The organism is Pseudoalteromonas sp. C8 (assembly GCF_011378685.1).
GTDB classification, from domain to species: domain Bacteria; phylum Pseudomonadota; class Gammaproteobacteria; order Enterobacterales; family Alteromonadaceae; genus Pseudoalteromonas; species Pseudoalteromonas arctica.
On sequence record NZ_WTKT01000014.1, the window covers coordinates 72,702 to 99,001 of the forward strand.

The 26,300-nt window shown below is 38.1% G+C and carries 24 protein-coding genes; 16 read left to right on the plus strand and 8 right to left on the minus strand.

All coding sequences use genetic code 11. The annotated features are described in order from the left end of the window. Positions 1 to 52: 52 nt before the first annotated feature. Complete coding sequence (locus tag GQR39_RS14110; protein WP_206007865.1) at positions 53 to 919, plus strand: hypothetical protein; 867 nt, start codon at positions 53 to 55, stop codon at positions 917 to 919. Next, positions 912 to 1,856, plus strand: coding sequence for a hypothetical protein (locus GQR39_RS14115; protein WP_165735924.1), 945 nt, complete (start codon positions 912 to 914; stop codon positions 1,854 to 1,856). The genes GQR39_RS14110 and GQR39_RS14115 overlap by 8 nt, the downstream gene beginning before the upstream one ends. Before the next feature lie 26 nt (positions 1,857 to 1,882). On the opposite strand, the gene ushA is transcribed toward GQR39_RS14115, so the two are convergent. Next, the gene (gene ushA, locus GQR39_RS14120; RefSeq protein WP_121953579.1) at positions 1,883 to 3,514 is read right to left on the minus strand and encodes a bifunctional UDP-sugar hydrolase/5'-nucleotidase UshA; all 1,632 of its coding nucleotides are present in this window, start codon (positions 3,512 to 3,514) and stop codon (positions 1,883 to 1,885) included. Between the two features lie 87 nt (positions 3,515 to 3,601). Then, positions 3,602 to 3,787: a hypothetical protein gene (locus GQR39_RS14125; RefSeq protein WP_024591811.1), complete on the minus strand. Its 186-nt coding sequence runs from the start codon at positions 3,785 to 3,787 to the stop codon at positions 3,602 to 3,604. Positions 3,788 to 4,035: 248 nt separating this feature from the next. Here GQR39_RS14125 and GQR39_RS14130 point away from each other — a divergent pair, with 248 nt between their 5' ends. Continuing rightward, positions 4,036 to 4,776, plus strand: a complete 741-nt coding sequence (locus GQR39_RS14130; RefSeq protein WP_101163565.1) for a peptidylprolyl isomerase — start codon at positions 4,036 to 4,038, stop codon at positions 4,774 to 4,776. Between the two features lie 64 nt (positions 4,777 to 4,840). Here the strand turns inward: GQR39_RS14130 and GQR39_RS14135 are convergent, their stop codons facing one another. Further along, positions 4,841 to 5,257: an MAPEG family protein gene (locus GQR39_RS14135; protein ID WP_165735925.1), complete on the minus strand. Its 417-nt coding sequence runs from the start codon at positions 5,255 to 5,257 to the stop codon at positions 4,841 to 4,843. Between the two features lie 239 nt (positions 5,258 to 5,496). Between GQR39_RS14135 and GQR39_RS14140 the strand changes: the two genes are divergently transcribed. After that, entirely contained in the window at positions 5,497 to 8,379 is a 2,883-nt protein-coding gene (locus GQR39_RS14140) for an insulinase family protein (RefSeq protein WP_165735926.1), read from the plus strand. Between the two features lie 248 nt (positions 8,380 to 8,627). Here the strand turns inward: GQR39_RS14140 and GQR39_RS14145 are convergent, their stop codons facing one another. Then, positions 8,628 to 10,010, minus strand: a complete 1,383-nt coding sequence (locus tag GQR39_RS14145; protein ID WP_024591807.1) for a Na+/H+ antiporter NhaC family protein — start codon at positions 10,008 to 10,010, stop codon at positions 8,628 to 8,630. A gap of 317 nt (positions 10,011 to 10,327) precedes the next feature. On the opposite strand from GQR39_RS14145, the gene GQR39_RS14150 reads away from it, so the two are divergent. Next, positions 10,328 to 10,834, plus strand: a complete 507-nt coding sequence (locus tag GQR39_RS14150; RefSeq protein ID WP_101217035.1) for a GNAT family N-acetyltransferase — start codon at positions 10,328 to 10,330, stop codon at positions 10,832 to 10,834. Here the strand turns inward: GQR39_RS14150 and GQR39_RS14155 are convergent. The 3 genes from GQR39_RS14155 to GQR39_RS14165 are packed head-to-tail and all read right to left on the minus strand — an operon-like array spanning position 10,831 to position 14,257. Then, positions 10,831 to 11,439, minus strand: a complete 609-nt coding sequence (locus tag GQR39_RS14155) for a PqiC family protein (RefSeq protein ID WP_165735927.1) — start codon at positions 11,437 to 11,439, stop codon at positions 10,831 to 10,833. The genes GQR39_RS14150 and GQR39_RS14155 overlap by 4 nt on opposite strands. Next, complete coding sequence (gene pqiB, locus GQR39_RS14160; RefSeq protein ID WP_165735928.1) at positions 11,439 to 13,094, minus strand: intermembrane transport protein PqiB; 1,656 nt, start codon at positions 13,092 to 13,094, stop codon at positions 11,439 to 11,441. The genes GQR39_RS14155 and pqiB overlap by 1 nt, the downstream gene beginning before the upstream one ends. Further along, complete coding sequence (locus GQR39_RS14165) at positions 13,091 to 14,257, minus strand: paraquat-inducible protein A (protein ID WP_240918212.1); 1,167 nt, start codon at positions 14,255 to 14,257, stop codon at positions 13,091 to 13,093. The genes pqiB and GQR39_RS14165 overlap by 4 nt, the downstream gene beginning before the upstream one ends. Positions 14,258 to 14,421: 164 nt before the next feature. Here GQR39_RS14165 and GQR39_RS14170 point away from each other — a divergent pair, with 164 nt between their 5' ends. Beyond that, positions 14,422 to 15,168, plus strand: coding sequence for a transporter substrate-binding domain-containing protein (locus tag GQR39_RS14170; protein WP_197173720.1), 747 nt, complete (start codon positions 14,422 to 14,424; stop codon positions 15,166 to 15,168). On the opposite strand, the gene GQR39_RS14175 is transcribed toward GQR39_RS14170, so the two are convergent. Beyond that, entirely contained in the window at positions 15,157 to 15,972 is an 816-nt protein-coding gene (locus GQR39_RS14175) for a thioesterase family protein (RefSeq protein WP_165735930.1), read from the minus strand. The genes GQR39_RS14170 and GQR39_RS14175 overlap by 12 nt on opposite strands. A gap of 242 nt (positions 15,973 to 16,214) precedes the next feature. Here GQR39_RS14175 and dnaK point away from each other — a divergent pair, with 242 nt between their 5' ends. From dnaK to GQR39_RS14225, 10 genes are all read left to right on the plus strand, one after another. Further along, entirely contained in the window at positions 16,215 to 18,128 is a 1,914-nt protein-coding gene (gene dnaK / locus GQR39_RS14180) for a molecular chaperone DnaK (RefSeq protein WP_008171317.1), read from the plus strand. Between the two features lie 202 nt (positions 18,129 to 18,330). Next, entirely contained in the window at positions 18,331 to 19,470 is a 1,140-nt protein-coding gene (gene dnaJ / locus GQR39_RS14185) for a molecular chaperone DnaJ (protein ID WP_010553942.1), read from the plus strand. Positions 19,471 to 19,568: 98 nt separating this feature from the next. Next, a complete protein-coding gene (gene ybaK, locus GQR39_RS14190; protein WP_007585460.1) occupies positions 19,569 to 20,030 on the plus strand; it encodes a Cys-tRNA(Pro) deacylase in 462 nt (153 codons plus the stop codon). 150 nt (positions 20,031 to 20,180) lie between these two features. Beyond that, a complete protein-coding gene (locus GQR39_RS14195; RefSeq protein ID WP_024609209.1) occupies positions 20,181 to 20,585 on the plus strand; it encodes a DUF1761 domain-containing protein in 405 nt (134 codons plus the stop codon). Between the two features lie 91 nt (positions 20,586 to 20,676). After that, the gene (locus tag GQR39_RS14200; protein ID WP_010553939.1) at positions 20,677 to 21,045 is read left to right on the plus strand and encodes a response regulator; all 369 of its coding nucleotides are present in this window, start codon (positions 20,677 to 20,679) and stop codon (positions 21,043 to 21,045) included. A 147-nt stretch (positions 21,046 to 21,192) separates the two neighbouring features. Next, positions 21,193 to 21,444, plus strand: coding sequence for a hypothetical protein (locus GQR39_RS14205; RefSeq protein WP_010553938.1), 252 nt, complete (start codon positions 21,193 to 21,195; stop codon positions 21,442 to 21,444). A gap of 203 nt (positions 21,445 to 21,647) precedes the next feature. Continuing rightward, a complete protein-coding gene (locus GQR39_RS14210; RefSeq protein ID WP_010553937.1) occupies positions 21,648 to 21,911 on the plus strand; it encodes a hypothetical protein in 264 nt (87 codons plus the stop codon). 170 nt (positions 21,912 to 22,081) lie between these two features. Next, complete coding sequence (locus GQR39_RS14215; protein ID WP_165735931.1) at positions 22,082 to 23,812, plus strand: cache domain-containing protein; 1,731 nt, start codon at positions 22,082 to 22,084, stop codon at positions 23,810 to 23,812. After that, positions 23,805 to 25,169: a sigma-54 dependent transcriptional regulator gene (locus GQR39_RS14220; RefSeq protein WP_165735932.1), complete on the plus strand. Its 1,365-nt coding sequence runs from the start codon at positions 23,805 to 23,807 to the stop codon at positions 25,167 to 25,169. Before GQR39_RS14215 ends, GQR39_RS14220 begins: the two co-directional genes overlap by 8 nt. Before the next feature lie 174 nt (positions 25,170 to 25,343). Further along, positions 25,344 to 26,300, plus strand: a complete 957-nt coding sequence (locus GQR39_RS14225; protein ID WP_165722576.1) for a porin — start codon at positions 25,344 to 25,346, stop codon at positions 26,298 to 26,300.

A 26,300-nucleotide genomic window follows, 5' to 3' on the forward strand; every position in this document is an offset into this window, starting at 1 on the left:
TCTATTTTTGGGTGGCATTGCTTTGAATTATAAAAATATTGTGTTGCACAAAATGTTAATTGTTACATTTTTGTTTCTGTTGTTGGTCGTTACATGGGGTTGCGGTCAAGTTAGTGTATACAATGATGAATTACACTTTCCAGTTATGATAGAAACCTCAACTGAGTGTCAAACAACTGCTACAAGTAATAAAGGCCAATTAATTGTTTTTACACAATCAAAAAAAATAGCCAAGTTATTAACACAAAAGTTATGCTCTGATAACGTAGTAGCTAAGCAATATGGCTCGGTAAAAGGGTATTGGGGATATAGAACGGCAGATAGCTTTGAGTTTGTTGGTAAAGGAATTGCTGACTTAATTTTGGCTAAAAACAATATTATGGCAGCCTTTAAAGCAGAGTCGACATATAACTACCAGCCCGTTGTTGGTTTTTCTGACTACACGGCTTTTTTTATATCTTCTAAAGAAAAACCTCGAGTCACTAAACAATACTTTTTAGATAAGCGCATAGGTTTGCTTGATTATCCGACCAGCCGATCAGGGCATATTTTACCAAAGCAAACGTTTAAAGAGTTGGATATTAATTTAGCCAATTTGAAAATCACTTATGCTAGCTCTCATAACGAATTACGTGATTTACTCGCTAATGGAACAGTAGATATTATTGCTTCGTTTTGGAAAGAGAGCGACGAAAAACGTTTTTCAAAAAACTATATTACGCCATTGAGTAATAATATTTCTGGAACAAGATGGTATTTAAAAATGCAGCAAAACAACACAGATTTATTATGCGCAGTGCAGGGAAATTTGCTTGATATGTCTAAAGATCAAAGTTTGCATTACTATCAAAACGTCCAGCCATTTTGGCGCTGTGGCGCCAGCTCAGTGGGCTTAAAAGAGGAGGTTGGTGATGAGTAAGTATAAGCAATTACTTGTTATTATAAGTTTGTTTTTTATTTTGTCGTCTGTCTTTTATATTTCTGTAACTCAAAAAAGCCAGCAAGTAGATAAACAAAAAATTACGCAGATAGAAAGGCAAATAGCACTCGACTTACCCTTACTCGATTTATCGAATGAGCTGCTAAAGCATTCAGGTAATAAAGATGCAGTTAACAGCTACATTAAAACTTTAAACAGCTACATTAATTCGAACGAGCTCAAAGTTGTTGCTATTGCACCAAAAAGCGAAATGGTAACACCTGTAAACTCACACCAAATAATACGTAGTTTGAGCACTAATAATGGGTTCGTATTAGTTGTATTTAACGTCCAACAAACCCACTTTACATTGAGCCATTTTATTTACTATTTTATATTTTTAGTATTAAGTGTATTGATTAGTTTTTGGGTGAAATTTGCGTTTATTAAACAGAGCAATAAGCAGTTTAATAATGCGCAGCATCAATCAATTGAAGAACCTACGCCGCTGATACTTATTGTTGACCTTAACGATAAAACATTATCAAGTAGTTGTAATACAGAACAAAAAATGTGTTTAGCCAATAAGCCATTGTGCTTTTATTTAGCACTTGTAGAGTATTGTACAAATAACGATGATGTAGCGCTTAGTCATAATAAAGATGTGCCAGAGGAGCTGCTAGAGCTTGCTAACAAGTGTTTTTATAGGTTGGTCGAACTCGGCCATACGGTTAGAAAAAGGCCTAACTTTAATAATAGCCTAGAAAAAACCCTGAGCGAAGTACGTGCTGCATTAGATGAAGTACTCAGCGAGTATCCCGAAGAAAAAGAGTTATATTATCCACCTAAAGCATACGGGGAGGGTTCTCGCTCTCGTCTGCATAGTTATGGGCTGGCAAATATTAAAAAGGGCAGTATTGAAATAATAGGAAAGTAACAAGGTTACTTTCCTATTATTAGAGGCTATTTAGGAGTAAATTCAGCCGTTTTAAGAGGGCTGTTTTTTGATATAAAATCTTGAAGTGCTTGGGCATCTGTTTCGTCTGTACTAACAAAGCCTTTTTTATTTGTAAGCGCAGGATAGCCATCACCGCCTGATGCGTTATAGCTATTTAAGCTCATACGGTAAGTTTTATTTTTGTTCAAAGGTTGGCCGTTAATAACAACATTAACTAACTGATTATTTTTACGCTCAAACGATAGTTTATGGTATTGCAAATAAGCGCCAGCATCCGGTGGGAAGCTGGTTACTGTATTTAAATAGTCCCATAAATCACTGCCTTGCCAATCCATGTAAGTAATACGATTTTTAAAAGGATGTACTTTTAAAATATCTTTATAGCTCACTTCACCAGCCTCTATTGAGCTGCGAATACCACCACCACTTATTAGTCCAAAGTCTGCACCCACTACATCCATTTGAGCTTGAATAATTACGCGTGCAAGATTTGTTTGTTGGTAGCGAACTTTGTTTCTGTCACCTTCTAAGCGAGCATCTACTTCACCAATGGTACCTTCAATTTGTTTAGCGCCTTTAGCTTGGTATACCGCTAAATAAGATTCAAGTTTTGAGTCTGGTTTAATGTACTCGTTTGCTAATACTTCTTTAGTTGAGCCATCAGCTTGTACTTTATCTACATACAAATTAACTGGCATCAGTTTGTAGTCTAGTAACGTTAATTTTCCGTTTTCAAGCTTAAACTCAGCTTTACCAACATACTTACCCCATTCATGGGCTTGCATAATGTAAGTACCGTTTTGTTGGTCTGGTTTACAGGCAAGACCTGGTTTAAAGCTATCGTCATTTACATTTGTATCGCTCATACATACAGGTTCTTGAGAGTGGCCACCAATGATCATATCAAGGGTGTTTGCAGGAAGTGAGCGAGCAAGTGTTACATCACCGGGTGCGTTAATACCAAAGCTAGCATCAACATAATGACCCATATGAGTCAGGGCGATTGTAATGTCAGGGTTATACTTAGCTTTTATTTCTTTAGCTAGTTTTGCTGTAACGTCAACAGGGTCTTTAAACTCTAAGTGCCCAATATACTGAGGATTACCAATTTTAGCTGTGTCGGTTGTTGTTAAACCAATAACAGCAATAGTTAATCCATTCTTTTTGAATATTTTATAGCTATCAAACGCGTGTTCGCCTGACTCTTTTTCAAATATATTGGCTGATAGAAAAGGAAAGTTCACCCATTTTTGCTGTTGCTTTAAAACATCAATAGGGTTGTCGAATTCGTGATTACCCAATGCCATTGCATCGTAACCAATCAGCGACATTCCTTTAAAGTCAGGCTCTGCTTTTTGTAAGTCTGACTCAGGAATACCTGTATTTATATCACCACCAGAGAGTAGTAATACTGCATGACCTTGCTTTTGAGCTTTATTGCGTAAAGAGTCAATTAACGTTTTGCGAGCGGCCATACCGTATTCGCCTTTTTCGTTTTGCCAAAAACGCCCGTGGTTATCATTAGTATGAAGAACAGTTAAATATTTAGTCGGGGTAGCGCTAAACACGGATTCAGGAGCAGGAGATGTGCATCCGAGTACACTAAAAATAACCGAAAATAAAATAATTATACGCATAAAATACCTATGGATTAAGGTCTACTTAATTTATCAGGCAGCTAGTTTAAACTAGTTCTATGCTAAAAAAACGTACTTATTTACATTTTATTTGGAAGGGGCTGTTAATTGGTTTGTGGCAGCACGTTCACGACGCTTCAACTCCGTATTCGCATACTCTCGCTTGTGGTGATTAGTACCTATCATCCAGGTTAAAAAGCTTGCTGGCAGTTTTGTATAGGGTTCGCCTTTGTGTAAACCAAAGTCGCAAATTGCATGTTTAGTGTGTGGCATTATAAGATCCTGTTGTTTTGTGTTTTTTAAAGGTAACAAAAAGTAGCCATACTCTTAAGATGATTTAATTTTAAATAATTAGATTTATATAGCTAAAAAGAATATAAGTAATGGTATATGTAATTAATTTGTTATCAACACGGTCTAATTTGTATCAACTCGCACTTTAGAATCGATTTTGATCGCCTATGGCATTAATGTGTTAACGCATTAACAATTATCTAAAAATATAACAACAGGAATACAACATGAAAAAACTTTTACTTGGCTCAGTACTCGCCGCAGCAAGCTTTACAAGTGCTGCCACTATTGTCGAAATGAACACGAGCCAAGGTGTCATAGAAATTAACTTGTTTGATCAACAAACCCCCAAAACAGTTGCAAATTTTTTAAGTTACGTTCAAGACGATTCATATAACGAAACAGTAATTCACCGCTCTGTTAGTAACTTTGTTATTCAAGGGGGAGGATTTACATTTTCTGACTCGCTAGATGCGATTACCACAAAGCCTGCTGTAGAAAATGAGCCTGTTTTTTCTAATGTTAAGGGCACCATTGCGATGGCTAAACTATCGGGTGATGCTAATAGCGCAACAAGCCAGTGGTTTTTTAATATTACAGACAATAGTGCAGCACTTGATACGCAAAACGGTGGCTTTACTGTGTTTGGACAAATTACTGCAGCAAGCCAATCAACGTTAGATAAAATTGCAGCATTAGTACACTGTGGTGAAACACCCGTTGTTGGTATTACTGCTGAACAATGTGCAAGCACTGATGTAACAATTAGCAGTGCTAATTTAGTGACTATTCAAAACGTGGCGGTAATGGATGATGATCCTAATTCAGCCGCAGGTCTTACTGTTACTGAAAATACGCTAATTGATTCTGACACATCAACAGATTCAGGTAGCAGCTCTGGCGGCGGATTAATTTGGCTTTTAGGTGCTTTTTTACTTGCGGTTCCTCGTTTAAAACGTGCTAAATAATTAAAATTAACGGTAATGTGGATGGCGTAAACCAGCCGCCCACATTATTATTAAACTTTGCTGTTTAAAGTAATACTCGCCAAACCATCGCAAGCCAAATTGAAAACACACAAGCACAACCTAGTAAAAACACTTTAAAACGTGCTCGTACGTTATTTTCACCTAAATGAATAACACTATGCACAATACGTGTTGCTACAAATGAACAGGCCAGTATAGCCACAAGTGTACTGGCGCTATTTAGCTGTAGTGCAAGTAAACACCCCGCGTAAAAAAGCACAGGTATTTCAAACTGATTTGAAAAGTTTCTATCTGCAACCCTAATAGTGTCGCCAGCCTTATCTAATTGCATTGTTTTAAAATCGCTTAAATCTAGTTGTTTGTTTTTAGCTGCTGCAAAGCGCCTTTTACCCATAATGAGCATGACAACCAGTGAAAGCGTAACTTGTGCAAACATGGCAAGTATGATGATTTTTTCCATTGTTTTTCCTTATTATTATTTAGAATTTGCGTATCTTTTGATATTGAATGATTTTTAATCTCGCAAGGTTGGCAGACTCCCAACTAATATCCGATTATGAAGACATTTTTCACAATGTGTTACACAAAATAGCGTTATTTTGTAGAAAGTTATTAATTGAAAATGTTAGTTTAGCTTAACTATATTGCTTTGAATTGGCGCACGCTATTTTGCGCAATACTTTTTAATGGAAAACAAAAATGAAAAAGATTATTGGTTTTAGTGCTATTGCACTTGCAGTTTTAAGTGGTTGTTCAAATACAGCTTCGGTTTCTGTGGCGCCTCAGGCCTCTTTATTATCAGATACGTTAGTTGTAAGCCCTAACGATAACCGCGAATATAAAACACTTAAGCTGGCAAACGACATTGAAGTTATTTTAGTGTCAGATCCAGGTGCTGAAAAATCAGCAGCAGCACTAAGCGTTGGGGTTGGTTTACTACACGACCCGATGTCGCAACAGGGTATGGCGCATTATTTAGAGCACATGCTGTTTTTAGGCACCGATCGTTACCCAGACACAAAAGGGTATTCTGATTTTATGACCAAAAATGGTGGCGCGCACAATGCGTATACTTGGCTCGATATTACTAATTACATGTTTAAAATTAATAACGACGCGTTTGATGAAGGGCTAGACCGTTTTTCTGACTTTTTCAAAGCACCTAAGTTATACCCAGAATACACAGACAAAGAAAAAAATGCAGTAAACGCAGAGTGGTCAATGCGCCGCGAAATGGACTTTTTTGGTCAATTTAAACTCGCGCGTAAAATGATGGGCGATCACCCCGCTAATCGCTTTTTAATTGGTAACCTAGAAACGCTTGGCGATAAGGAAAACAGTTCACTTCATAAAGAAACGGTTGATTTTTATAATAAATATTACTCTTCAAATATTATGAAAGTTGCGCTTATTTCTAATTTACCTATTGCTGAAATGGAGCAAAAAGCGCAAAAATACTTTGCAGATATAAAAAATAAAAATATCGAAAAACCAGCAGTAACTGCAAAACTTGATTTTGATAACGCTGGCGGAAAACGCGTGTTTTATGCACCAAATGAAGATGTAAAACAACTACAACTTGATTTCACCATTGCTAATAATAATAGCGAATTCGCACTTAAGCCAAACCGGTTTGTAGCGTACTTATTAAGTAATGAAATGCCGGGCAGCCCAGCGCAATTGCTTCGTGACAAAGGGTGGGTATCTCAGTTGTCAGCTTCAGCTGCACCAAATCAATATGGTAATTACGGGTCATTAAACGTAAACGCAGAGCTTACAGATGAAGGCATGAAAAATCGTGATGAAATAGTTGCAACTATCATGCAGTACATCGATTTAATTAAAAAAGAAGGCGTTGATAGCAAGTACTTCAACGAAATTCGTACATCACTAAATAACCAGTTTAAGTTTTTAGAAAAAGGTGATGAGTTTAATTATGTAAGCTCACTTACACAAAGCATGCAAGACTATCCGTTAAATCACGCTATTAATGCACCTTACTATTATGCAAAATTTGATGCTAATGCGGTAAATAAAGTACTTGAGCAGTTAAATGCCGATACTCTTCGTATTTGGTATGTATCGCAGCAAGAAGAGACTGACTCGCAACTACACTTTTACGACGGCAAATACCGCATTAGTGATATTGGCGATGATGAAATTGCCAGCTGGAAAAAACCAAGCGAATTTAAGTTAGCACTACCAACTGTAAACAATTTATTGCCTGAAAATTTTGCAATAAAAACTCAAGCATTTAAAGAGCAAAAACACCCAGAACTTGCTTACGATAAAAATGGTGTAAAAGTATGGCGCCAAGCAAGTCAAAAATTTGCAGAACAGCCAAAAGGGCTTGTCGAAGTTTATATAAATACTCAACCAGGTTTGAACGATATTAAAGCAGAAGTACTTTATTCTGTTTGGGCTGATTTATACAATATTCAACAAAGTCAGTTAAGTACCGAAGCAGCAATCGCTGGTATGAGTGTAAGCCTTGCGCCGAGTAATGGTCTCGTTTTATCTATGAGTGGTTTTACAGATAAACAAGATGTATTGCTTAAACAAGCTTTAACCGGATTAAAAGCCGATGAAACAGCACAAGCATTTAGCCAAGCAGTTGATCGCTTTAAACGTAATTTACTAAACCAACAAAAACAGTTTCCGTATGCACAAGCATTTGGCGAGTATTCAAAACTAACGCGTACAGGTGGTTTTGATACAGACGCGCTTATTAAAGCCGCTGACTCAGTGAGTGTTGCCGACTTAGCACAATTAAAAACAGCTACGTTTGCACAAAACGATTTACGCGTATTTAGTTACGGTAACTACAATCAGCAAGATATAGACGCGATTGCAGACGAATTAAGTGCAACGCTACCAAGCAACCATAAACGCAGTGAATTTGCGCGCAGCAAAGCGTGGTTGCCTCAACCGGGCGAAACGCTGGTACTGCAAAAAGATATAGATGTAGCTGATGTAGCGGTGGTTGATATGACCGTTCACCCTGTTGCGGGTTACAAACAAAAAGCAGAAGCGGCTGTATTACAAAGCCACTTTAGAACAGTTGCGTTTGATAAAATGCGTACTGAGGAGCAACTTGCATACGCAGTAGGTGCCTTAGCTCGCCCAATTGAAGATTACTCAGCAATTGGTTTGTATATTCAAACACCAGTTAAAGGACCAAAAGAAATACAAGCTCGTTTTGATAAATTTAAAAAAGAATACGCAGTTGAACTTGATAACATGAGCGAAGAGACTTTTGATCAGCTTAAGAACTCTACCCTTGTAGCACTTAAAGAGCAGCCTAAAAACTTAAGTGACGAAATGAGCCCACTTATAAACGATTGGTACCGTGAAAACTTTACCTTTGATTCTAAGCAAAAGCTGATTGATGAAGTTGAAAAAGTAACGCTTGCAGATATAAAAGACTACTACAAGCAAACAATGCTTAATCCTAATGCGGCACGTTTAAATGTGCAATTACGTGGTACTAAGTTTATAGAAAGTGACTTTGCCGATTTACCAAATCAAACTAAAATCACAACGCTTGATGCCTATTACAATGGTATTAAACTACAAAAATAAGCTTTATTTACGCAGCTAAAAATAAACCCCAATGTAGTAATACATTGGGGTTTATTATTTATCTCACTATATTTACTAATAATACCAATTCGCTTAATTAAGTGATCTATTTTGAGGATGGAAAAACGTGTTGATAGCTAGGCAAAAAATTCGCTATTTAGTTGTTCTAAATGAAAATTTTTTAACGCAGGTAGCGACACGTTTAGCCCCGCAAAATGATTAAGTATTATTGCGGATTGGTATAATATTTAAGCCATTATTAAAAAGCCTATAACAGCTAATGCCGCAGCAATTAGCGTGTAAGGCAATTGTGTAACGGCATGGCTCATTAAATTACAACCAGAGCCTTGCGCTGCGAGTACGGTTGAATCTGAGTAAAAACACGCTTGGCTACCAAAAGAAGAAGCCGATAATAGCGCACCAATGACCAGTGGTATGTTTGCATCAACCGCATTTGCCAGTGGCATAACAATCGGAATTGATACAGCAAAAATACCCCAACTCGACCCTGTTGCAAACGCTAAAATAGCCATTGAAATAAATACCACGGCTGGTAAATATGCTGCGGTCATATAAGGGCTTAAGCTACCAATAACAAACTGAGGCAAACCAATTAAGTCGCATACGTCTTTGAATATAAACGCCGCTATAACAGTACCAATAGCGGGGATCATACTTTTAAAGCCATCAAGCATGCGCTCAATCATTTCACTTACGCTCATTAATTTTTGTAGCGCATAAAACGGGAGAGTGACCGCCATTGTTGCTAGTAAGCCTTTGTATACGTCTATTTCAAAGTAAACAGTAAATGCGATTAGTAAAATAATCGGCACTAAAAAGTTACGTAATTTACCTTTAGGATCAGCGTCTTCAAAGTTTTCTTCAGCTGCTTTTACTGCGTATTCATCTGCCGTTTGAACGTTATTGTATTGAGCTGGATCGACTTGAGCTTGCTCAATTTGCGCCATTTGTTCTGCTTTTTTCATTGGACCAATCGCAGGAATAACACCCAACACAACAAGTAAAACAACAAGCACCGCAAACCACGCGTAAAACATGTACGGAATAGCTTGAATATAAACAGCAATACCTTTGCCTTCTTCAGCAATACCGTTATCTACCAATAAGCCACTAAAAAATACCGCCCAGGTAGATAAAGGCACAAGCACACAAATTGGTGCAGCAGTAGAGTCAACAACGTAAGCAAGCATTTCGCGGCTAACTTTAAATTTATCGGTAATGCGTTTCATGGTTTCACCCACAGTAAGCGCATTTAAGTAGTCATCAATAAAAATAACCACACCTAAACAAAAGGTCATGAACAACGATGAACGCTTACCTTTGGTGTACTTAAGAGCTAGCTTGCCAAAAGCCGATGCTCCACCTGTGCGCACTAACAGTGCGATTAAAGCGCCAAAACCACCACATACAAGTATTAGCCAGCCGATGGTTTCGTCTGTCATCACTTTTAGCGATGTACTCGCAAAGTTAGTAAGTACCTGTGCAGGATCGGCTATAACTAAACCAACTAAAGCACCAATAAGTAAAGATAAAATAGGGCGGCGTAATACAACAGCCAATACAACCACCACTAACGGTGGTAGTAAACTCAACGCAGAAGGTTCAAGCATTTAAGTATTCACAAAATTAAAAGCATGCATAAAAATTAAATTAATTTTCAAGCTGCTTATACAAAAACAAAGAAGATGATAAGTTTGTTGTTAAATCATTTTCCAAGTCACTGCTTTTGTACGCGAGGGAGGGACACATAAACAGTTATGTTAAATAGCTGTTTAAGTGAAACGCGTTGGCTTTGGCGCCAGACGGTGCAAGGAGTGCAAACCGCTATTGTTGTGCCTGTAAAAACATCGGCGCAAAAATAATCTGCTTTTTAATTTCAGTCAACAAAAAGTTATATGCTAAACAAAGTTTTTTAGAGGAACTTACATTGAACGCCGTACTTAAAACAAATCGTCTGTTGTTACGCCATGCAAATGAGCTTGATGCAGCTATTTTACTTAAGCTAGTTAATCAGGCTAGTTTTATAGAGCACATTGGTGATAAAGCAATTTATACCCTTGATGATGCCAAGTCATACATCAATCAGTCATTTGTTGCTTCTCATAAATACCAAGGCTTTGGGCCTTATGTTATTACTTTGCATAATGCTGTAGTGGTTGGCGTTGTTGGGTTTTATAAACGAGCAGCGTTACAACAACCTGATTTAGGTTTTGCACTTGTAAGCGGTTTTGAAAAAAAGGGCTATGTTTTTGAAGCGGCCAGCGCACTTTTGCGCCATAAGCATGAATTTGGAATTACAAAATTGTGTGCAATAACATCACCAGATAATAGGGCATCGCAGAATGTGTTGTTAAAATTGGGCTTTAAAATAGAGGGCAAGGCGGTTATCAATAATGATCAAACCGCCGTAATTATATTTTCGCTTAATGATTAAAGTCTTGCTTGTTCTATTTGTTTTGCAACATTTAGGTTTATATTTAGCCATGTTGCTTCAAGCGTTGAAACTAAACCGTCGTATCCATCATCATCTATAGGCACTAGGTTTGAAAAATTATGAATACTTATAAGACGTCGGCCTGTTTCAGGGTGTGTGTAATATAAACGCCAAAGCCCTGAAATATCAGCGTTACCTTCCATGTCGCCATTAAAGTGGTGAATTTCGTATTCCAGTTCATAAAACGTTTGTTGATCGAGTTCGGTAATGACCGGCAAGCCCTTTATTACCATCCAATTTGGCATAGCATTAAAAAGAGTTTGCTGGGCTGTTGCAGTGAGCATTACATCCGGCGATTCGCCCCACAGGTTGTAATTTGCGGCATGAATTTGGTTGCTATCTATTTTCATAGCAATACCTAAATTATTTAAAGCACCTCTAAGTACAACTGTTTGTATTCTTAATTGTGCGTCTGTGTCTGTCACATTTCGAGACGAGGCGCTAATAGGCTGCTCAAACTGGTAATACTGTGTCGCAGTTTGTATTGATGAACTACAACCTGCCAATAGTAATAATAAACTTGCAGTTAAAAATAACGATTTCATTATTGCTTCCTTGGTTTTGGATCTGCTGGTAATGATTTATCAAAAATTAGCATATTAGGTTGCTCGTTTAATCCGCGAGTTAGAGGCTGTAGGCCCTCACTTAAACGTTTAAACTCTTTTAATGTTTGCTGTATTTGATGATGAAGTTCAGAACCTGCTTGGTAACTGGCCATGGTTTTATCAAATTGGCGCATAGTTACTTCAAACTGCTCCATACTTTTTGTCATCTTTTCAAAGTTACGGTTAAAATCCCTCGGTAAGTTTTGTGTATCTTTTTGGCTTAGCAGCTCTCGCATTTCATTAGCAAGCGCTCGGTAATCGGTAAATGTGGCTTGCATTTGTTCTAAGCTATCTTCAACTTTTAAGTTATTTACTTTATTAAGTACGTCAGAGACTTGGTCTGCTAATACGGTTATGCCGCTAGAAATACTCGGAAAAACATCATATTGCACAAGTTTACCTAGGTGTGCTTGCGGTGCATCTGGGTATATATCAAAATCAACGTACACTGCACCCGTTAATAAATTACCAGGCTTTAACGAGGCGCGCATACCACTTTCAATCCAGCCTTTTAAACTACCTTGCCAATACTCTTTAGCTGAGGCACTGTCGTGATACAAGCGTCCGTATTCTACTTTTATAAGTACTGGAACCGCCGTATTATGGTTTCTAAAGTGGGCAGGTTTACCGTCAATAATTACATTGGCAGGGGTTTCAACAACAGTACCTACACGCATACCTCTATATTCTACAGGCGCACCAGTGCGTAGTCCTCGAACTGACTGTTCAAATTCAATGAGGTAGTAATCAAAATCGTAAAAGCGCTCTTCTAGCGCCTCTTTATAGCTTTGGCTTAATGAAAAGCTATGTCCGTCTTGTGCTATTTCACCCGGGGCCTGCTGCTCAGGTAAGCCAACCGAAATGCCGCCTTTTAAAAGTTTACTTAAAGAGCCCGTATTAATATTGATACCATCGGCAGATAGGTCAATTTCAATCCCTGCGTTCACCCAAAAAATAGAGTTCATGGTGATGAGATTTTGATAAGGTTCTTTAATAAATACGCCGTACTTCATTGCTTGGTTTTCCCAATCAAAAGTGGCGGTTTCTATTTGCCCTATTTTGTAATTTTTGAAAAATATACCGGTACTCACATCAAGCACTTCAGCGTTGTAACTCATTAATTTGAAACGGCCACCTTTCACATCTTTACCAATGAGGGCGGGTTCGTCTTGTAATTTAAAACGCTCTTTTAGCTCTTTACTTTCACCGGGTGAAAACTCTAAATATACACCAGACAATAGCGTGCTCATTCCGCTAATACCCGTTTCATCAATGCGTGGTTTTACGACCCAAATTTTGGCATCATCGGTTAATAAGTTATTGTAGTTTTTGTCTATTTGCGCACGGGCAATAACGCTGTCTTGGGTGTCTGATAGTCGAACATGATCAATTTGACCTATTTTTACACTGCGCACTTTTATTTCAGTTTTACCTGCAATAATGCCCTCAGCTTGTGGCATTTCGATAAAAATTGTAGGGCCTTTATTAGCTTGGTATTGGTATAACATCCACATGCCCACTAACAGCGCAATTGCCGGAATGATCCAGATAGCGGAAATTTTCGGTTCTTTTGTTATTTCGGCAGTTTCGGTCATGCTTTGTTCTCTGATTTTTTGTTTTTAGGGGAATCCCACAACAAGCGTGGGTCAAAGGCATGGGCAGCCATCATTTGGCATATTACCATAACTGTAAAAAATACAATGCCTAATCCTGGTGTTACTGACATTAAATTACCCAGTTGAACTAAGGCAACTAAAATAGCAACCACGAATACATCTATCATCGACCATTTTCCAATAAACTCAGTCAGTTGATAAATTCGGGTGTAACTTTTTGTATGTCTATTGGCAGGTCTCGTTACCATAAAGCATAAAAAGCTCAATACAAAAGCTTTAGCAAGTGGCACCACAACGCTGGCTAAAAATATAATAGCGGCAATAGGGTAGGAGCCACTTTTCCAAAGAGTAATAACACCACCAATTAAAGTCGAAGGGGATTCATCCCCAAGACTAGTGGTATGCATAATAGGCAAAACATTAGCTGGAATATAACAAACAACAGAGGTAATTAGCCAAGCTGCTGCTTTTTGTACGCTGTAAGGATTTCTAACGTGCGTTTTTGTATGGCAACGCTGACAAATATTACCGGTACATAGTTGGTGGCACACATGGCAGGCTTTAATATTTTCATCTATTGCACGTTTAGCATGCTCTGCGCCTTCGAGTACTTTTACAGGCTTTATTTGAGCCCATAAGCGTGGGCGATTTAAGTGAACAAGCGCGGCTATGTATAAAATAACAAACCCCACATAAGCCCAAAAACTCGTGCCAAAGCTAATATCAGCCAGCGACATGATTTTAACCATACTAACAAGTACGCCAATTAAAAATATTTCCGACATAATCCACGGTTCTAACGCAAGGGTGAACTTTAGTAGTCGCCTTGCTATGCCCTCTGGTAATGTTTTTAAAAGCCCAAGATGCAAAGGAATTAAAATAAGAAGCAAACCCATAGGCAGAGCAATAATGCTCAAATCAATAAATAAGCCAAGCAGTTCACTATCATAATTAAATAAAATTTGAGCCGCGTCGGGCAGAGTAATAGTTTGAGTAATACCACTACTGCTAAAAGAAATAAAAGGGTAAAACATACTGCTCAGCAGCATTAATAGTGCGCTAAAGCTTAGTGCAACTATACGACTATCGTGATTAACATCGGCTTCGCAAAGTTTATGGTGGCAATGTGGGCATATCGCCATTTGTTTTGCGATTATGCGAGGTATATCTATGATCAGATCGCAGCAGGGGCATACAGTTTGCAATTTAATACCAAGCAAGAAGAATATTTCTTCAATTTTGCTATATTTAATACATTAATACAACGCGTTCTGCCATCAAGCTGTTCGTTATATAAAGGAAGCGTGTGAAATATTATTTTTACTACATATTAATGTGGCTCTTTGTTTGCTCGCAAAATGCTGTGGCTATTAATAAAGAGCGAGAGATAATCATCGCTGCGAGCGCATCAATTCCACCCTATGTTTTTGTAAAAACGGACTCGGGTATACACCTAAATTTAATAAAAGCCGCGTTAAAGGCCAATGGATTTGCTAATATTAATGTGCAATATATGTCGAACAAACGCGCTGAGCATCAATTACATAATAAAGGAGTAGATATACTTTTAAATTATGCTGGAGGAATTAGTGCGGGTATTTATCCAAGTAAAACGGTACTTAGTTATGAAAATGTGGCCATTACACTCAAGCGAAATAAATATAACATCGATAAAATAGAAGGCATGTTTAATAAAAACGTTCTTGCTTTTCAAAATGCAACGGCATATCTGCCTCCTATATTTAAAAGGAATGTTAAACACTTTAGCTCATATCAAGAGGTTATTAATCAAAAAGCGCAGGTAGATAAGCTGTTAAAAGGTTGGGTTGATGTAATTGTGTTAGATAAGCGTATTTTTTACCATTACTACAATCGGCATAAATCCCCCGAAGCTGTGCAAATTTACACTTTATTTCCAAAAGCAGATCGACCTGCTTATTTTAACAACTTCTCTTTAGCTACTGAGTTTGATATTGGTTTGGCGCTCATCAAGCAAAATGGTACTTATAAAAGGATTGTTGATGAAGGCCAAACCCATTCATCAATCAAATAAAGCCACTGTTTGACGTGTAAGCGCTATTAGCTCACCCGACTGCGACCATATACAGCCATCCTCTAAACCGTAACCATCTTTTGAATGATGAGTAATTGCTTCAAAGCCAAGCCATTCTCCAGGTGTTAAGTTTGGCTCTTGCACAAATTCTAAATACCACGACATGCTACTTGCAGGAGCGGGTTGTTTAAACATTTGTAAAAGTGTTGGCGGCCATGCATCGGTAAGTGCAATCACATGGGCTTCAGTTATTTGTTCGGGCGTATGTTTAAAGCGCATCCAGCCACCTAGATGAGAAGTTTCTGCACTACTAAATGGCATACCCCCTTGCTGTGGGCACAAATCAACATGTTGGAAAAATTCAGGCATCTGATCTTTTATAAAAGGTAATGTATGGCGCTCATCTACTGGTTTTAAACCCAAAGACTTCGAAACAGGCACATTAATACCCGACTCTCTACTTTTAGCAAAACACGCTTGTACAATTACGCACACTTGTTCATTTTGAATCGCTTTGGCGAGTACCTGTGTGCTACTTTTACCTTGGCGCAGTATTTCAACAGACAATGAAAAAGGGGTATCGGCAAGTAACGGCCCTACAAAATTAGTACTGAGTGAAAGTAAGCGACGATCATCCGTTACCTTGCCTCTGATTGCTTGATATAACAGCGCAGCCGAAAGCCCACCAAAAGCAGTTCTGCCCTGACACCAGTTTTCTGGGAATTGCATTGTGCTAGTTGATTGTTCGGTATTGTCTGAATTTCCAATTTTTGAGGCTTGCTGAAGTAATTGTTCAAAATGCATAGAAGATATCCTTTTATAGTGCGATTTAATAAATTTATAACACAATCAAACTAGTCAGACCAGTAATTAAAAGCGACTCCAGCGGTGTAAAAATCATCATTCCTTACAATTATTAGGGTTATTTTGTAAATAAATCATAAAAAATGAATTTTTTTTCATTTTTACAGTTGAAATAAGTTTGGCGCATCCCTATTTACTATGTCATCGAACGTATTAACGAATATTGAAGTTGGAGAAGTTTCATGGGTAAAATTATTGGAATCGATTTAGGTACTACAAACTCTTGTGTTGCAGTACTTGATGGTGGCAAAGCACGTGTTATTGAAAACGCGGAAGGCGATCGCACAACCCCGTCTATTATTGCTTACACGCAAGACGGCGAAACATTAGTAGGTCAATCTGCTAAGCGTCAAGCGGTTACTAACCCGACAAACACATTATTTGCAATTAAGCGTTTAATTGGTCGTCGTTTTGAAGACGAAGAAGTACAACGCGATATCGGCATCATGCCGTTTAAAATTGTTAAAGCTGATAACGGCGATGCATGGGTAGAAGCGGGCGGCGAAAAACGCGCTGCACCACAAATTTCTGCTGAAGTACTGAAAAAAATGAAGAAAACAGCTGAAGACTTCTTAGGTGAAGAAGTAACTGAAGCCGTAATCACAGTACCTGCATACTTTAATGATTCACAACGTCAAGCTACGAAAGATGCTGGTCGTATTGCGGGTCTTGAAGTTAAACGTATTATCAATGAGCCAACGGCTGCGGCACTTGCTTACGGTATGGATAAAAACCGTGGCGAAAACGTAGTTGCAGTATATGACTTAGGTGGCGGTACTTTCGATTTATCAATCATTGAAATTGATGAAGTTGAAGGCGAGCACACTTTTGAAGTACTTGCTACAAACGGCGACACTCACTTAGGTGGTGAAGATTTCGATAACCGCGTAATCAACTACTTAGTAGCTGAATTCAAGAAAGATCAAGGCTTAGACCTTAAAAATGATCCGCTTGCAATGCAACGTGTTAAAGAAGCTGCTGAAAAAGCAAAAATTGAACTTTCATCTGCACAGTCTACAGAAGTAAACCTTCCGTATGTAACTGCTGATGCATCTGGTCCTAAGCACATGAACGTGAAACTAACACGTGCTAAGCTTGAGTCACTAGTTGAAGATTTAGTAACTAAAACAATTGAGCCACTTAAACGTGCACTTGCTGATGCTGATTTATCAGTAAGCGACATCAACGACATTATTCTTGTTGGTGGTCAAACACGTATGCCTTTAGTACAAAAAATCGTTGCAGAGTTCTTCGGTAAAGAGCCTCGTAAAGATGTTAACCCTGATGAAGCAGTAGCCGTAGGCGCAGCGATTCAAGGTGGTGTACTTGCTGGTGACGTTAAAGATGTACTATTACTAGACGTTTCTCCATTATCTCTAGGTATTGAGACAATGGGTTCAGTAATGACTGCATTGATTGAGAAAAACACGACGATTCCTACTAAGAAATCGCAAACTTTCTCAACAGCTGAAGATAATCAATCTGCTGTAACAATTCATGTACTTCAAGGTGAGCGTAAACGTTCAAGCGACAATAAATCTCTAGGTCAATTTAACCTAGAAGGTATTCGTCCAGCACAACGTGGTACACCACAAATCGAAGTAACATTTGATGTTGATGCCGATGGTATCTTACATGTATCTGCGAAAGATAAAGATACAGGTAAAGAGCAAAAGATTACGATTCAAGCATCTTCAGGCTTAAGCGATGACGAAATTGAAGCGATGGTTCGTGATGCAGAAGCACATGCTGAAGACGATAAAAAGTTTGAAGAACTTGTAGCTGCTCGTAACCAAGCTGATGCTTTAGTTCACGGTACACGTAAGCAAATTGAAGAAGCTGGCGATGCATTACCAAACGAAGACAAAGAAGCAATTGAAGCTGCTGTTGTAGATTTAGAAGCTGCAATTAAGAGCGACAATAAAGAAGAGATTGAAGCTAAAACTCAAGCTCTTGCTGAAAAGTCTCAAAAACTAATGGAAATTGCTCAAGCGAAAGCACAGCAAGGTTCAGCAGACGCTGGCGAACAACAGTCAACTAAGCAAGACGACGACGTTGTTGATGCAGAGTTCGAAGAAGTGAAAGACGACAAGTAATTGTTGCTACCGCTTCTCGCTAGCCAAAAACACTTAACTCAGTTAGGTGTTTAGGTTAGGATGAACAATTGAGGCGCGCGAGCAATAGCTTGTCGCGCCTTTTGCATGTATTCAAGGTTTAAAAATTCAATGATAAATCGATGCGATTTATCGATTTATCCTGCAGCTTACGCTGTAAACAGAAAAGAGTAGTGTGATAGATATGTCAAAACGCGATTATTACGAAGTCCTCGGCGTAAGCAAAGATGCGAGTGAGCGAGACATAAAAAAAGCGTATAAACGCTTAGCGATGAAATATCATCCAGATCGTACCGCAGGCGATAAAGATCTCGAAATAAAATTTAAAGAAGTTAAAGAAGCGTATGAAATACTAACCGACGATCAAAAACGTCAAATGTATGACCAACATGGTCACGCAGCCTTTGAACAAGGTGGTGGCGGTGGTCACGGTGGTTTTGGTGGCGGACATGGCGACTTTGGTGATGTATTTGGCGACGTATTTGGCGATATTTTTGGTGGCGGCGGTGGTCGACGTCAATCTCGTCAACAACGTGGATCTGATTTACGTTACAACATGGACTTAAGCTTAGAAGAAGCTGTTCGTGGTAAAGAAGTTGAAATTAAAGTACCTACATGGGTTGGTTGTGAGCCATGTGATGGCAGTGGTGCTAAAGCGGGTTCTAAACCTAAAACATGTACTACATGTCATGGTGCTGGCCAAGTGCAAATGCGCCAAGGTTTCTTTGCTGTTCAGCAAACGTGTCCAACGTGTCAGGGGCAAGGTCAAATTATTTCAGACCCTTGTAACAGTTGTCATGGACAAGGCCGCGTAGAAAAAACTAAAACGCTTTCAGTTAAGATTCCAGCTGGCGTTGATACAGGCGACCGTATCCGCTTAACGGGTGAAGGCGAAGCCGGAATGCATGGCGCGCCATCGGGCGACTTGTATGTGCAAGTATCGGTTCGTGAACATGAAATATTTGTACGTGAAGCGAATAATTTATATTGTGAAGTACCAATTAGCTTTACTACAGCAGGCCTTGGTGGCGAAATTCAGGTGCCAACACTTGATGGTCGTGCAAAACTTAAAATACCGTCTGAAACTCAAACGGGCAAAATGTTCCGTATGCGTGGCAAAGGTGTTAAGTCTGTACGCAGTGGTGCACAAGGCGATCTAATTTGTAAAGTGGTAATCGAAACGCCAGTTAATCTTAACGAGCGTCAACGTGAACTACTTCAAGAGTTAGATGAAAGCATGGGCACAGATAGCTCTAAAAACCGTCCTAAAGAGCAAGGCTTTTTTGACGGTGTTAAAAAGTTTTTTGATGATTTAACTAAATAAATTTAAATTATTATAAACAAAAAAACGACGCTTTTAGCGTCGTTTTTTTTTGCTTTAAACTTAATTTTTGTTACTGTGAATAAAAAAGATGAAACAGCATGACACCAGCAATAGATCTACTTAAAAAGCAAAAAAAAACCTTTGAAGTACTCAGTTATGAGCACGATAAGAATAATAGCCACTACGGGCTTGAAGCCGTTGAAAAGTTAAATTTAGACAGTGCACAAGTATTTAAAACCATAGTACTTGAAACACATGAAGGGCAACTGATTGTTGCTGTAACGCCTGTATCTCAACAAGTTAATTTAAAACAGTTAGCTAAATTATGTGGGGCTAAAAAAGTAATTATGGCTGCCCCACAAAAAGTACAAGTTAGTACCGGTTATATTTTAGGAGGGGTGAGTCCGCTTGGACAAAAAAAACGTCTAGCTACGTTTATTCATAGCAGTGCTTCTCTCTTTGACACTATTTATGTGAGCGCCGGAAAAAGAGGCTTAGAAATAGCACTCTCGCCAACTGATTTAGCCTTATTGACCAATGCAAAATTTGGCGATTTATAAATTTTATTTTTATAATTACCTTCTATACAAAAAATTAATTTAAGTTAGGCCATTTGCTCAATCCCCTATTTATAACTACATTGGGAGTATCTTTATACCGTTAATATTTAATACCAAACGGTATTACACTTTTTGTATATGGCTGTTTGTATGAACCTTTTAGATGTAGATTATTTTGCGATACTAGTGGCTGCACTGTCTTCTTTTATGCTTGGTGGTATATGGTATTCAAAAGCTCTCTTTAAAAATGCATGGCTAGAAAGTATTGGCTTAACTGATCTGGATTTACAATCGGCTAACCCTAAGTTGATATTTGGTGGCAGTTTTTTTTTAGTTTTTATAGCGGCTTTAATGCTATCTCTTTTTTTAGGTAAGGATGCAAGCGTAGGTGAAAGTATAGGAGCCGGCTTTGTGATCGGCTTTTTTTGGATCAGTAGTTCATTTGGATTGAGTTATATATTTGAGCAACGCCCTCTAAAGCTTTTTTTAATTAACGGGGGGTACCATATTTTACAATTTTCGTTAATGGGGCTCATTTTAGGGATATGGCCGTAAGATTTAAATAATCAGCAAATCCAAATTTGATCCTTATCTACGAGTAGAGTAGTTTTATATAATCCCATTATACAATTTGGTAAAGAAACTAATGAAAATATTAGTTGTTGATGATATGCCACTCATGCGACACGTACTAATTAATATGCTTAGAAAACTAGAGTATAGCAATATCGTTGAAGCAACTGATGGATTGCAAGCTTTGGTATTTCTGCGTAATCAACATTTCGATTTGGTTATTACTGACCTTCATATGCCAAAAATGGATGGCGTTAGTTTACTTACTAACATTCGAAAAGATAAAGAACTCGCTGATATTCCCGTCTTAATGGTTACTTGTGAAGACAGTACAGATAAAGTTAAGCAAGTTATTGCAGCTAAGGTATCAGGGTTTATAGTCAAACCTTTTAATATGAATGTATTGTCATCTCAGCTAAACCGCTTCTTTTTTAAAGATTAGGATGTGTTTATTTTATAAGGGCTATATTTTAATGGGCCTTTATAGATTAAGTCTGCCGTATCTAAATTCTAAGTCAGAGGTGGTAACCTTTACCCATCTAAACTGATATAATTGCTAATTACTCTTTATATAATACCGCAGGACGTAATGGCAAAACCCAACAAAAAAGGCCCTACTAAAACGGTTGATATTTTTTGCTCTGCTTGTAAAGCCTCTTTATTTAAATATCGAAAAGGGGGGAAAGGAGCATTAATTAAGTGCTTTAAAGAGCGTATTAGCCAAGACTTTACAACAGAGGCTTGTATTTGCCCTAACTGTAGCCGGCCATTTGCCCGAGAAGCGATTATTCGCGGTGCGCCGGCCTATAAAATAATTGGCGGCAAAGTAACCTTTAAATAAGGTATATGAAGTAATACTAAACCGCAATAATACTTAATTAAGCGAATAAGTATAAAGCCTTGTGCATGCGGACATATGGCCTTGTTAGAATTTACCATATTGATAGAATCGCCCGGTTTGCTGTTTCAATGAATGAAAAAATACCCTCCCCATGGATCGGGCCAGTTTATTGGGTTATTTAAAAATGGATAAAGGATAGTTTCGTGATAGCACTCTTATTTGACATCATAGGCATGACAGGTACTTTTTTAGTAGTTGGTTCATTTTTTTTACTGCAGCTAGGTAAAACATCTCCAGCTAGCTTAACGTATAATATGATGAATTTAACAGGGGCAATTTTACTGTTAATTAGCCTTTGTTATAACTTTAATTTAGCGAGCTTTGTAATCGAAATATTTTGGATTGCAGCGTCGTTAATTGGCTTATATAAATATGTTAAAAATAGATCAACATTAGCTACAAATTAATTGTTTTTTAATTTAATGCTAAACAGATCGCTGTAAACGTAGTTGTTTACGGCGATTTTTGTTTTTAAACACTTTAAAACTGTTGTTAACAAAAAGTTTATATCTCTGCTAGAGATTAGCCGTTACACTAGCGCCCTAAAATTTTCTTGGCTATTTTTTGCGAGTTCTTCATGTTTTCTTTTTCTAAAAAAATCATTACTGTTTGTGTGTTACTCGTACTTATATTAGTTGTTACTTTTTGGCTTGGTCGTTCTCATGATGTTGAGCAAGCAACCTACCAGGCTGAGCGCCAAGTTACGCAATTAAATAACTATATTGATACTGAGCTTGCTCGTTTTTCTGCTATTCCCCAGTTACTTACCTATAACTCGTTAATGATAGACTTTGTAGATGCGCAGCCACAGCACTATAACGCTATTAATAACTACCTTGCTGATATTCAACAAGCTAGCGGTTCCTCAGATATTTTTGTTCTAAATACTCAAGGCGAAGTTATTGCCAGTAGTAATTGGCAAGCAGATTATACTTTTTTAGGTAGCAACTTTGCGTTTAGACCTTATTTCAAACGTGCATTTGCAGGCGAAAAAGTAGCGTACTTTGCATTAGGCATGCGCTCTAAAGAGCGTGGTATTTACTTTTCACAAGCAGTATATCGCGACAATAAAGCCATTGGTGTTGTTGTGTTAAAAGTGAATGTAAGTAAATTTGAGGATGACAGAGAGCTTCTAAATACTTCAAAGGGTAGTCACTTTTTTTTGCAGCTTGCAGATGAGGTAATTGCAATGTCAGATATGCAAACGTGGCGATTAAACAGCTTCACTGAGCTTGATATAACTATGCGCAGAGATATTAAATCTCGTCGGGCTTATTTAGATCATCAGCCTTTGTATATAAAGCAGTTTCAATTTTCTAATGAAGGTATTAAACATTTAAAAATAGACAAAAAACTTTACGTAATGTCGCAAAGACCTTTACGATATTTTAATGCCACAATGAACGTACTCGTTGATATAACAAAAGTTAATTCAGCTCAACTGCCTCGCTTATTTTGGGTATTTATTATCTGTAGTTTAGTTATTATTGTTAGTTATATTTTATTAACTCGTTTTGCGGGCTATAGAAAGCTGGTGTACTCCAGACATAGCCTTGAACTTGAAGTCCTTGAGCGCACTCAGGCTTTGGAAAAAGTACAAACGGCTTTAGTTCAATCTGCAAAGCTTGCGACAATAGGACAGCTAAGTGCAGGAATCAACCACGAAATAAACCAGCCGCTCAGTGCTATTAATACTTATTTAGCTTCAGCAAAGCGTTTATTAGCTAAAGGAAATACTTCAGCACTTGGTGAAAGCTTAGTAGTGATTGAGGGATTAGTTAATCGAGTGCACCAAATTGTAGGTCAGTTAAAGCATTTTAGTAAACCTTCAAAAATGCAGCTCAGACCTTACCCTCTTGCAGGGCTTGTTAATAACGCATTAATGATTTCTAGCGCGCAGTTAAAGCAAGATAACGTACAAGTAGAGCCACCTCAGTTTGATGAAACAGTCGTTGTGTGGGTCGATTCGCTTAAATTTGAACAAGTACTGGTTAATTTAATTACTAATGCTAGCCAAGCTATGAATGGTGCAATTATTCGTAACTTAAGTTTTCAGCTGGAGTGTTTTGAAGAGCGAGTAAAACTGTCGATTTTAGATACTGGCTCTGGTATTGAGCAACATGCATTTGGTAATTTGTTTGAACCTTTTTATAGTACTAAATCAAGTAAAGGTTTAGGCCTTGGTTTATCTATATCAAAACAAATAATAGATTCGTTTAATGGTTGTTTGAGCGCGCACAATCGAGTTGAAGGCGGGGCTGAATTTATAATTAGCCTCTCTAACAGGCAGGAAAATAAAGATGATTGATAGCTCCCCATGTAATCACATAATAGTCATTGATGATGAAGCAATGATCAGAGACTCTTTAAAGCAATTGCTCACTCTCGAAGGATACACCGTTGAGTGCTTTAATGACGCAAGTACCGCTCTTAGCAAACTCAATAGGCGCTTTGCTGGAGTTGTGCTGAGCGATATAAATATGCCGAACATGGATGGCTTAACGCTTTTAGAGCAAGTAACGGCTTTTGATAGTGAGCTCCCTGTAATATTTTTAACTGGTTACGCTGATGTATCGATAGCAGTTAAAGCGATGCAATTAGGTGCGTATGATTTATTTGAAAAACCAGTTAACGAGCATCTTCTTGATTGCATAGCACGAGCGTGCGACAAACGAAGCCTTGTTATGGAGAACCGCGCATTAAAAGTGGCTGTACAGAAAACCTCAGCCCCAGGTGTACGCATACTAGGTGACACACCTAAAATGCAACACATGATGCACTTATTAAACACAATTATAGACACCCCAACCGATGTAATGATTGAAGGTGAAACTGGCACAGGTAAAGAACTTGTAGCGCGGTATCTACACGATCAGAGTAATCGCTCTAGCTGTAATTTTGTTGCTATTAATTGTGGCGCAGTACCAGAGCAGTTAATAGAAAGCGAATTGTTTGGTGCAGCAAGTGGTGCCTATACAGGGGCTACTCAAAGTCGAAAAGGTAAGTTTGAATATGCACAAGGTGGTACGGTCTTTTTAGATGAAATAGAAAGCACTCCAATGGCACTGCAAGTTAAGTTATTACGCGTATTAGAAGAGCGAAAAGTAACACCTGTAGGCGATAACAAAGCAATTGATTTAGACATCAGAATTGTTGCAGCTACAAAAGTAGACTTACTTGCGTTAGTTGAAAAGGGTGATTTTAGAGCTGATTTATACTACAGACTTAGTTTGGTTAACGTTAATATTCCGCCATTACGAGAGCGAAAAGCTGACATATTACTTTTGTTTAAACACTTTAGCTCTATTGCTGCAACTCGCTATCATAAGCCGCCGGCGGCAGTAAATTACGAAATACAACAGCGGTTAGTTGCCTATGACTGGCCGGGCAATGTGAGAGAGCTAAGAAATCAAGCAGAGCGAGCTGTATTACTTGGTGCCGAACTTGCTTTTGCTGAAGTTAAAACACAACAATTAGGTGGCTTATCTCCCGATTTAAGCTTATCTGAAAAAGTCTCTTTTTATGAGCAGTCACTTATTGAGTACGCGCTTGAGCAAAACCACGGCAGTATTAAAAACACCATGGAAACACTGCAAATTGCCCGTAAAACACTTTACGATAAAATGAGTAAATACAATCTTAATAGAGATATGTTTACTGACTAAATGTGTGGGTTTGGTGACAAGACCCACTTTCTTATGTGTGGTAATTCACACGCTTTTATTTAAATTAAACGACTTGTTTTAGTAAGCTATTGAAATAGATTACTTTTATACACTTGGCAGTAAAGTTGCCTTATTAGCGCTACAACAAGTAGATTCTAATAATTAGGGCACACGATGACAAAAACTACACACACCTGTATTTTATTTCTATCCTATGGTTGCTTAGCTACATTTTCACACACATCTTTTGCTGCAGAGTACGCTGTATACGGTAAAGCCGAAGTACAAATTGCCAGTACTGATACGGGCATAATGCGTTATGCCGAAGAGGGTACTCAAATTGAAGCGCCATACTCGCGTATTGGTATTAAGGGCGATCATAAACTTAACGAATATTTAAGTGCTGTTTTTAAATATGAGGTACAAGTTAAAGGTTTTGAAGAAGATGATACGCAAGAGCCTTTTACTGCACGTAATACTTACTTAGGTTTAAAAGGTGCTTTTGGTGAAGTTGTTGTAGGTCGTAACGACACTCGCTTTAAATACTCTGAAGGTAAACTCGATAACTTTAACGAAACTCAAGCCGATATGGCACAGGTTATTGCAGGTCAAGACCGCCTCGGTGACACAATAACTTACACCTCAAACTATTGGCATAATACGCAGTTTTCATTTACCTACGCTCCTAAAGACGATAATAAAGATAATGAAGCAGGTTTTGCTGCTACGCTTATTTATGGTGATCGTAATTTAAATAATACGCCATATTACTTATCGTTAAGCCATGTTGATTCACTTAATAATATTACTGCAAGCAGAATTGCCGGTGTTTATAAGTTCGAACAATTACAACTTGGTGCGTTATACCAACATTCAGAATCAGTAGATGGCACAAAGTCGGGCAATGGTTACGTATTAAGTGCCAGTTATACACTTGATAAGTGGGTGCCAAAAATTCAATTTGCTAAAGATGACTCAACTCTTCGTCAAGCATCTGAGGCAACGCAATGGAGCACAGGCCTTGATTATGTATTTGATAAGCAAACTACAGCTTATCTTTTATATACCGATCTTAATTTAGAAGAACAAGACGACAGCAGTGTTGCGCTTGGTCTTAAATACAAGTTTTAG

Bases quoted from the DNA above. Each gene is read 5' to 3' on its own strand.
- GQR39_RS14215 (WP_165735931.1), top strand. From the start codon at position 22,082: ATGTTTTCTTTTTCTAAAAAAATCATTACTGTTTGTGTGTTACTCGTA.
- GQR39_RS14195 (WP_024609209.1), top strand. From the start codon at position 20,181: ATGAACCTTTTAGATGTAGATTATTTTGCGATACTAGTGGCTGCACTG.
- GQR39_RS14220 (WP_165735932.1), top strand. From the start codon at position 23,805: ATGATTGATAGCTCCCCATGTAATCACATAATAGTCATTGATGATGAA.
- GQR39_RS14135 (WP_165735925.1), bottom strand. From the start codon at position 5,257: ATGGAAAAAATCATCATACTTGCCATGTTTGCACAAGTTACGCTTTCA.
- GQR39_RS14225 (WP_165722576.1), top strand. From the start codon at position 25,344: ATGACAAAAACTACACACACCTGTATTTTATTTCTATCCTATGGTTGC.
- ushA (WP_121953579.1), bottom strand. From the start codon at position 3,514: ATGCGTATAATTATTTTATTTTCGGTTATTTTTAGTGTACTCGGATGC.
- dnaK (WP_008171317.1), top strand. From the start codon at position 16,215: ATGGGTAAAATTATTGGAATCGATTTAGGTACTACAAACTCTTGTGTT.
- GQR39_RS14125 (WP_024591811.1), bottom strand. From the start codon at position 3,787: ATGCCACACACTAAACATGCAATTTGCGACTTTGGTTTACACAAAGGC.
- GQR39_RS14145 (WP_024591807.1), bottom strand. From the start codon at position 10,010: ATGCTTGAACCTTCTGCGTTGAGTTTACTACCACCGTTAGTGGTGGTT.
- GQR39_RS14115 (WP_165735924.1), top strand. From the start codon at position 912: ATGAGTAAGTATAAGCAATTACTTGTTATTATAAGTTTGTTTTTTATT.
- GQR39_RS14205 (WP_010553938.1), top strand. From the start codon at position 21,193: ATGGCAAAACCCAACAAAAAAGGCCCTACTAAAACGGTTGATATTTTT.
- GQR39_RS14200 (WP_010553939.1), top strand. From the start codon at position 20,677: ATGAAAATATTAGTTGTTGATGATATGCCACTCATGCGACACGTACTA.
- dnaJ (WP_010553942.1), top strand. From the start codon at position 18,331: ATGTCAAAACGCGATTATTACGAAGTCCTCGGCGTAAGCAAAGATGCG.
- pqiB (WP_165735928.1), bottom strand. From the start codon at position 13,094: ATGACCGAAACTGCCGAAATAACAAAAGAACCGAAAATTTCCGCTATC.
- GQR39_RS14165 (WP_240918212.1), bottom strand. From the start codon at position 14,257: ATGGCGATATGCCCACATTGCCACCATAAACTTTGCGAAGCCGATGTT.
- ybaK (WP_007585460.1), top strand. From the start codon at position 19,569: ATGACACCAGCAATAGATCTACTTAAAAAGCAAAAAAAAACCTTTGAA.
- GQR39_RS14130 (WP_101163565.1), top strand. From the start codon at position 4,036: ATGAAAAAACTTTTACTTGGCTCAGTACTCGCCGCAGCAAGCTTTACA.
- GQR39_RS14110 (WP_206007865.1), top strand. From the start codon at position 53: ATGTTAATTGTTACATTTTTGTTTCTGTTGTTGGTCGTTACATGGGGT.
- GQR39_RS14140 (WP_165735926.1), top strand. From the start codon at position 5,497: ATGAAAAAGATTATTGGTTTTAGTGCTATTGCACTTGCAGTTTTAAGT.
- GQR39_RS14175 (WP_165735930.1), bottom strand. From the start codon at position 15,972: ATGCATTTTGAACAATTACTTCAGCAAGCCTCAAAAATTGGAAATTCA.
- GQR39_RS14155 (WP_165735927.1), bottom strand. From the start codon at position 11,439: ATGAAATCGTTATTTTTAACTGCAAGTTTATTATTACTATTGGCAGGT.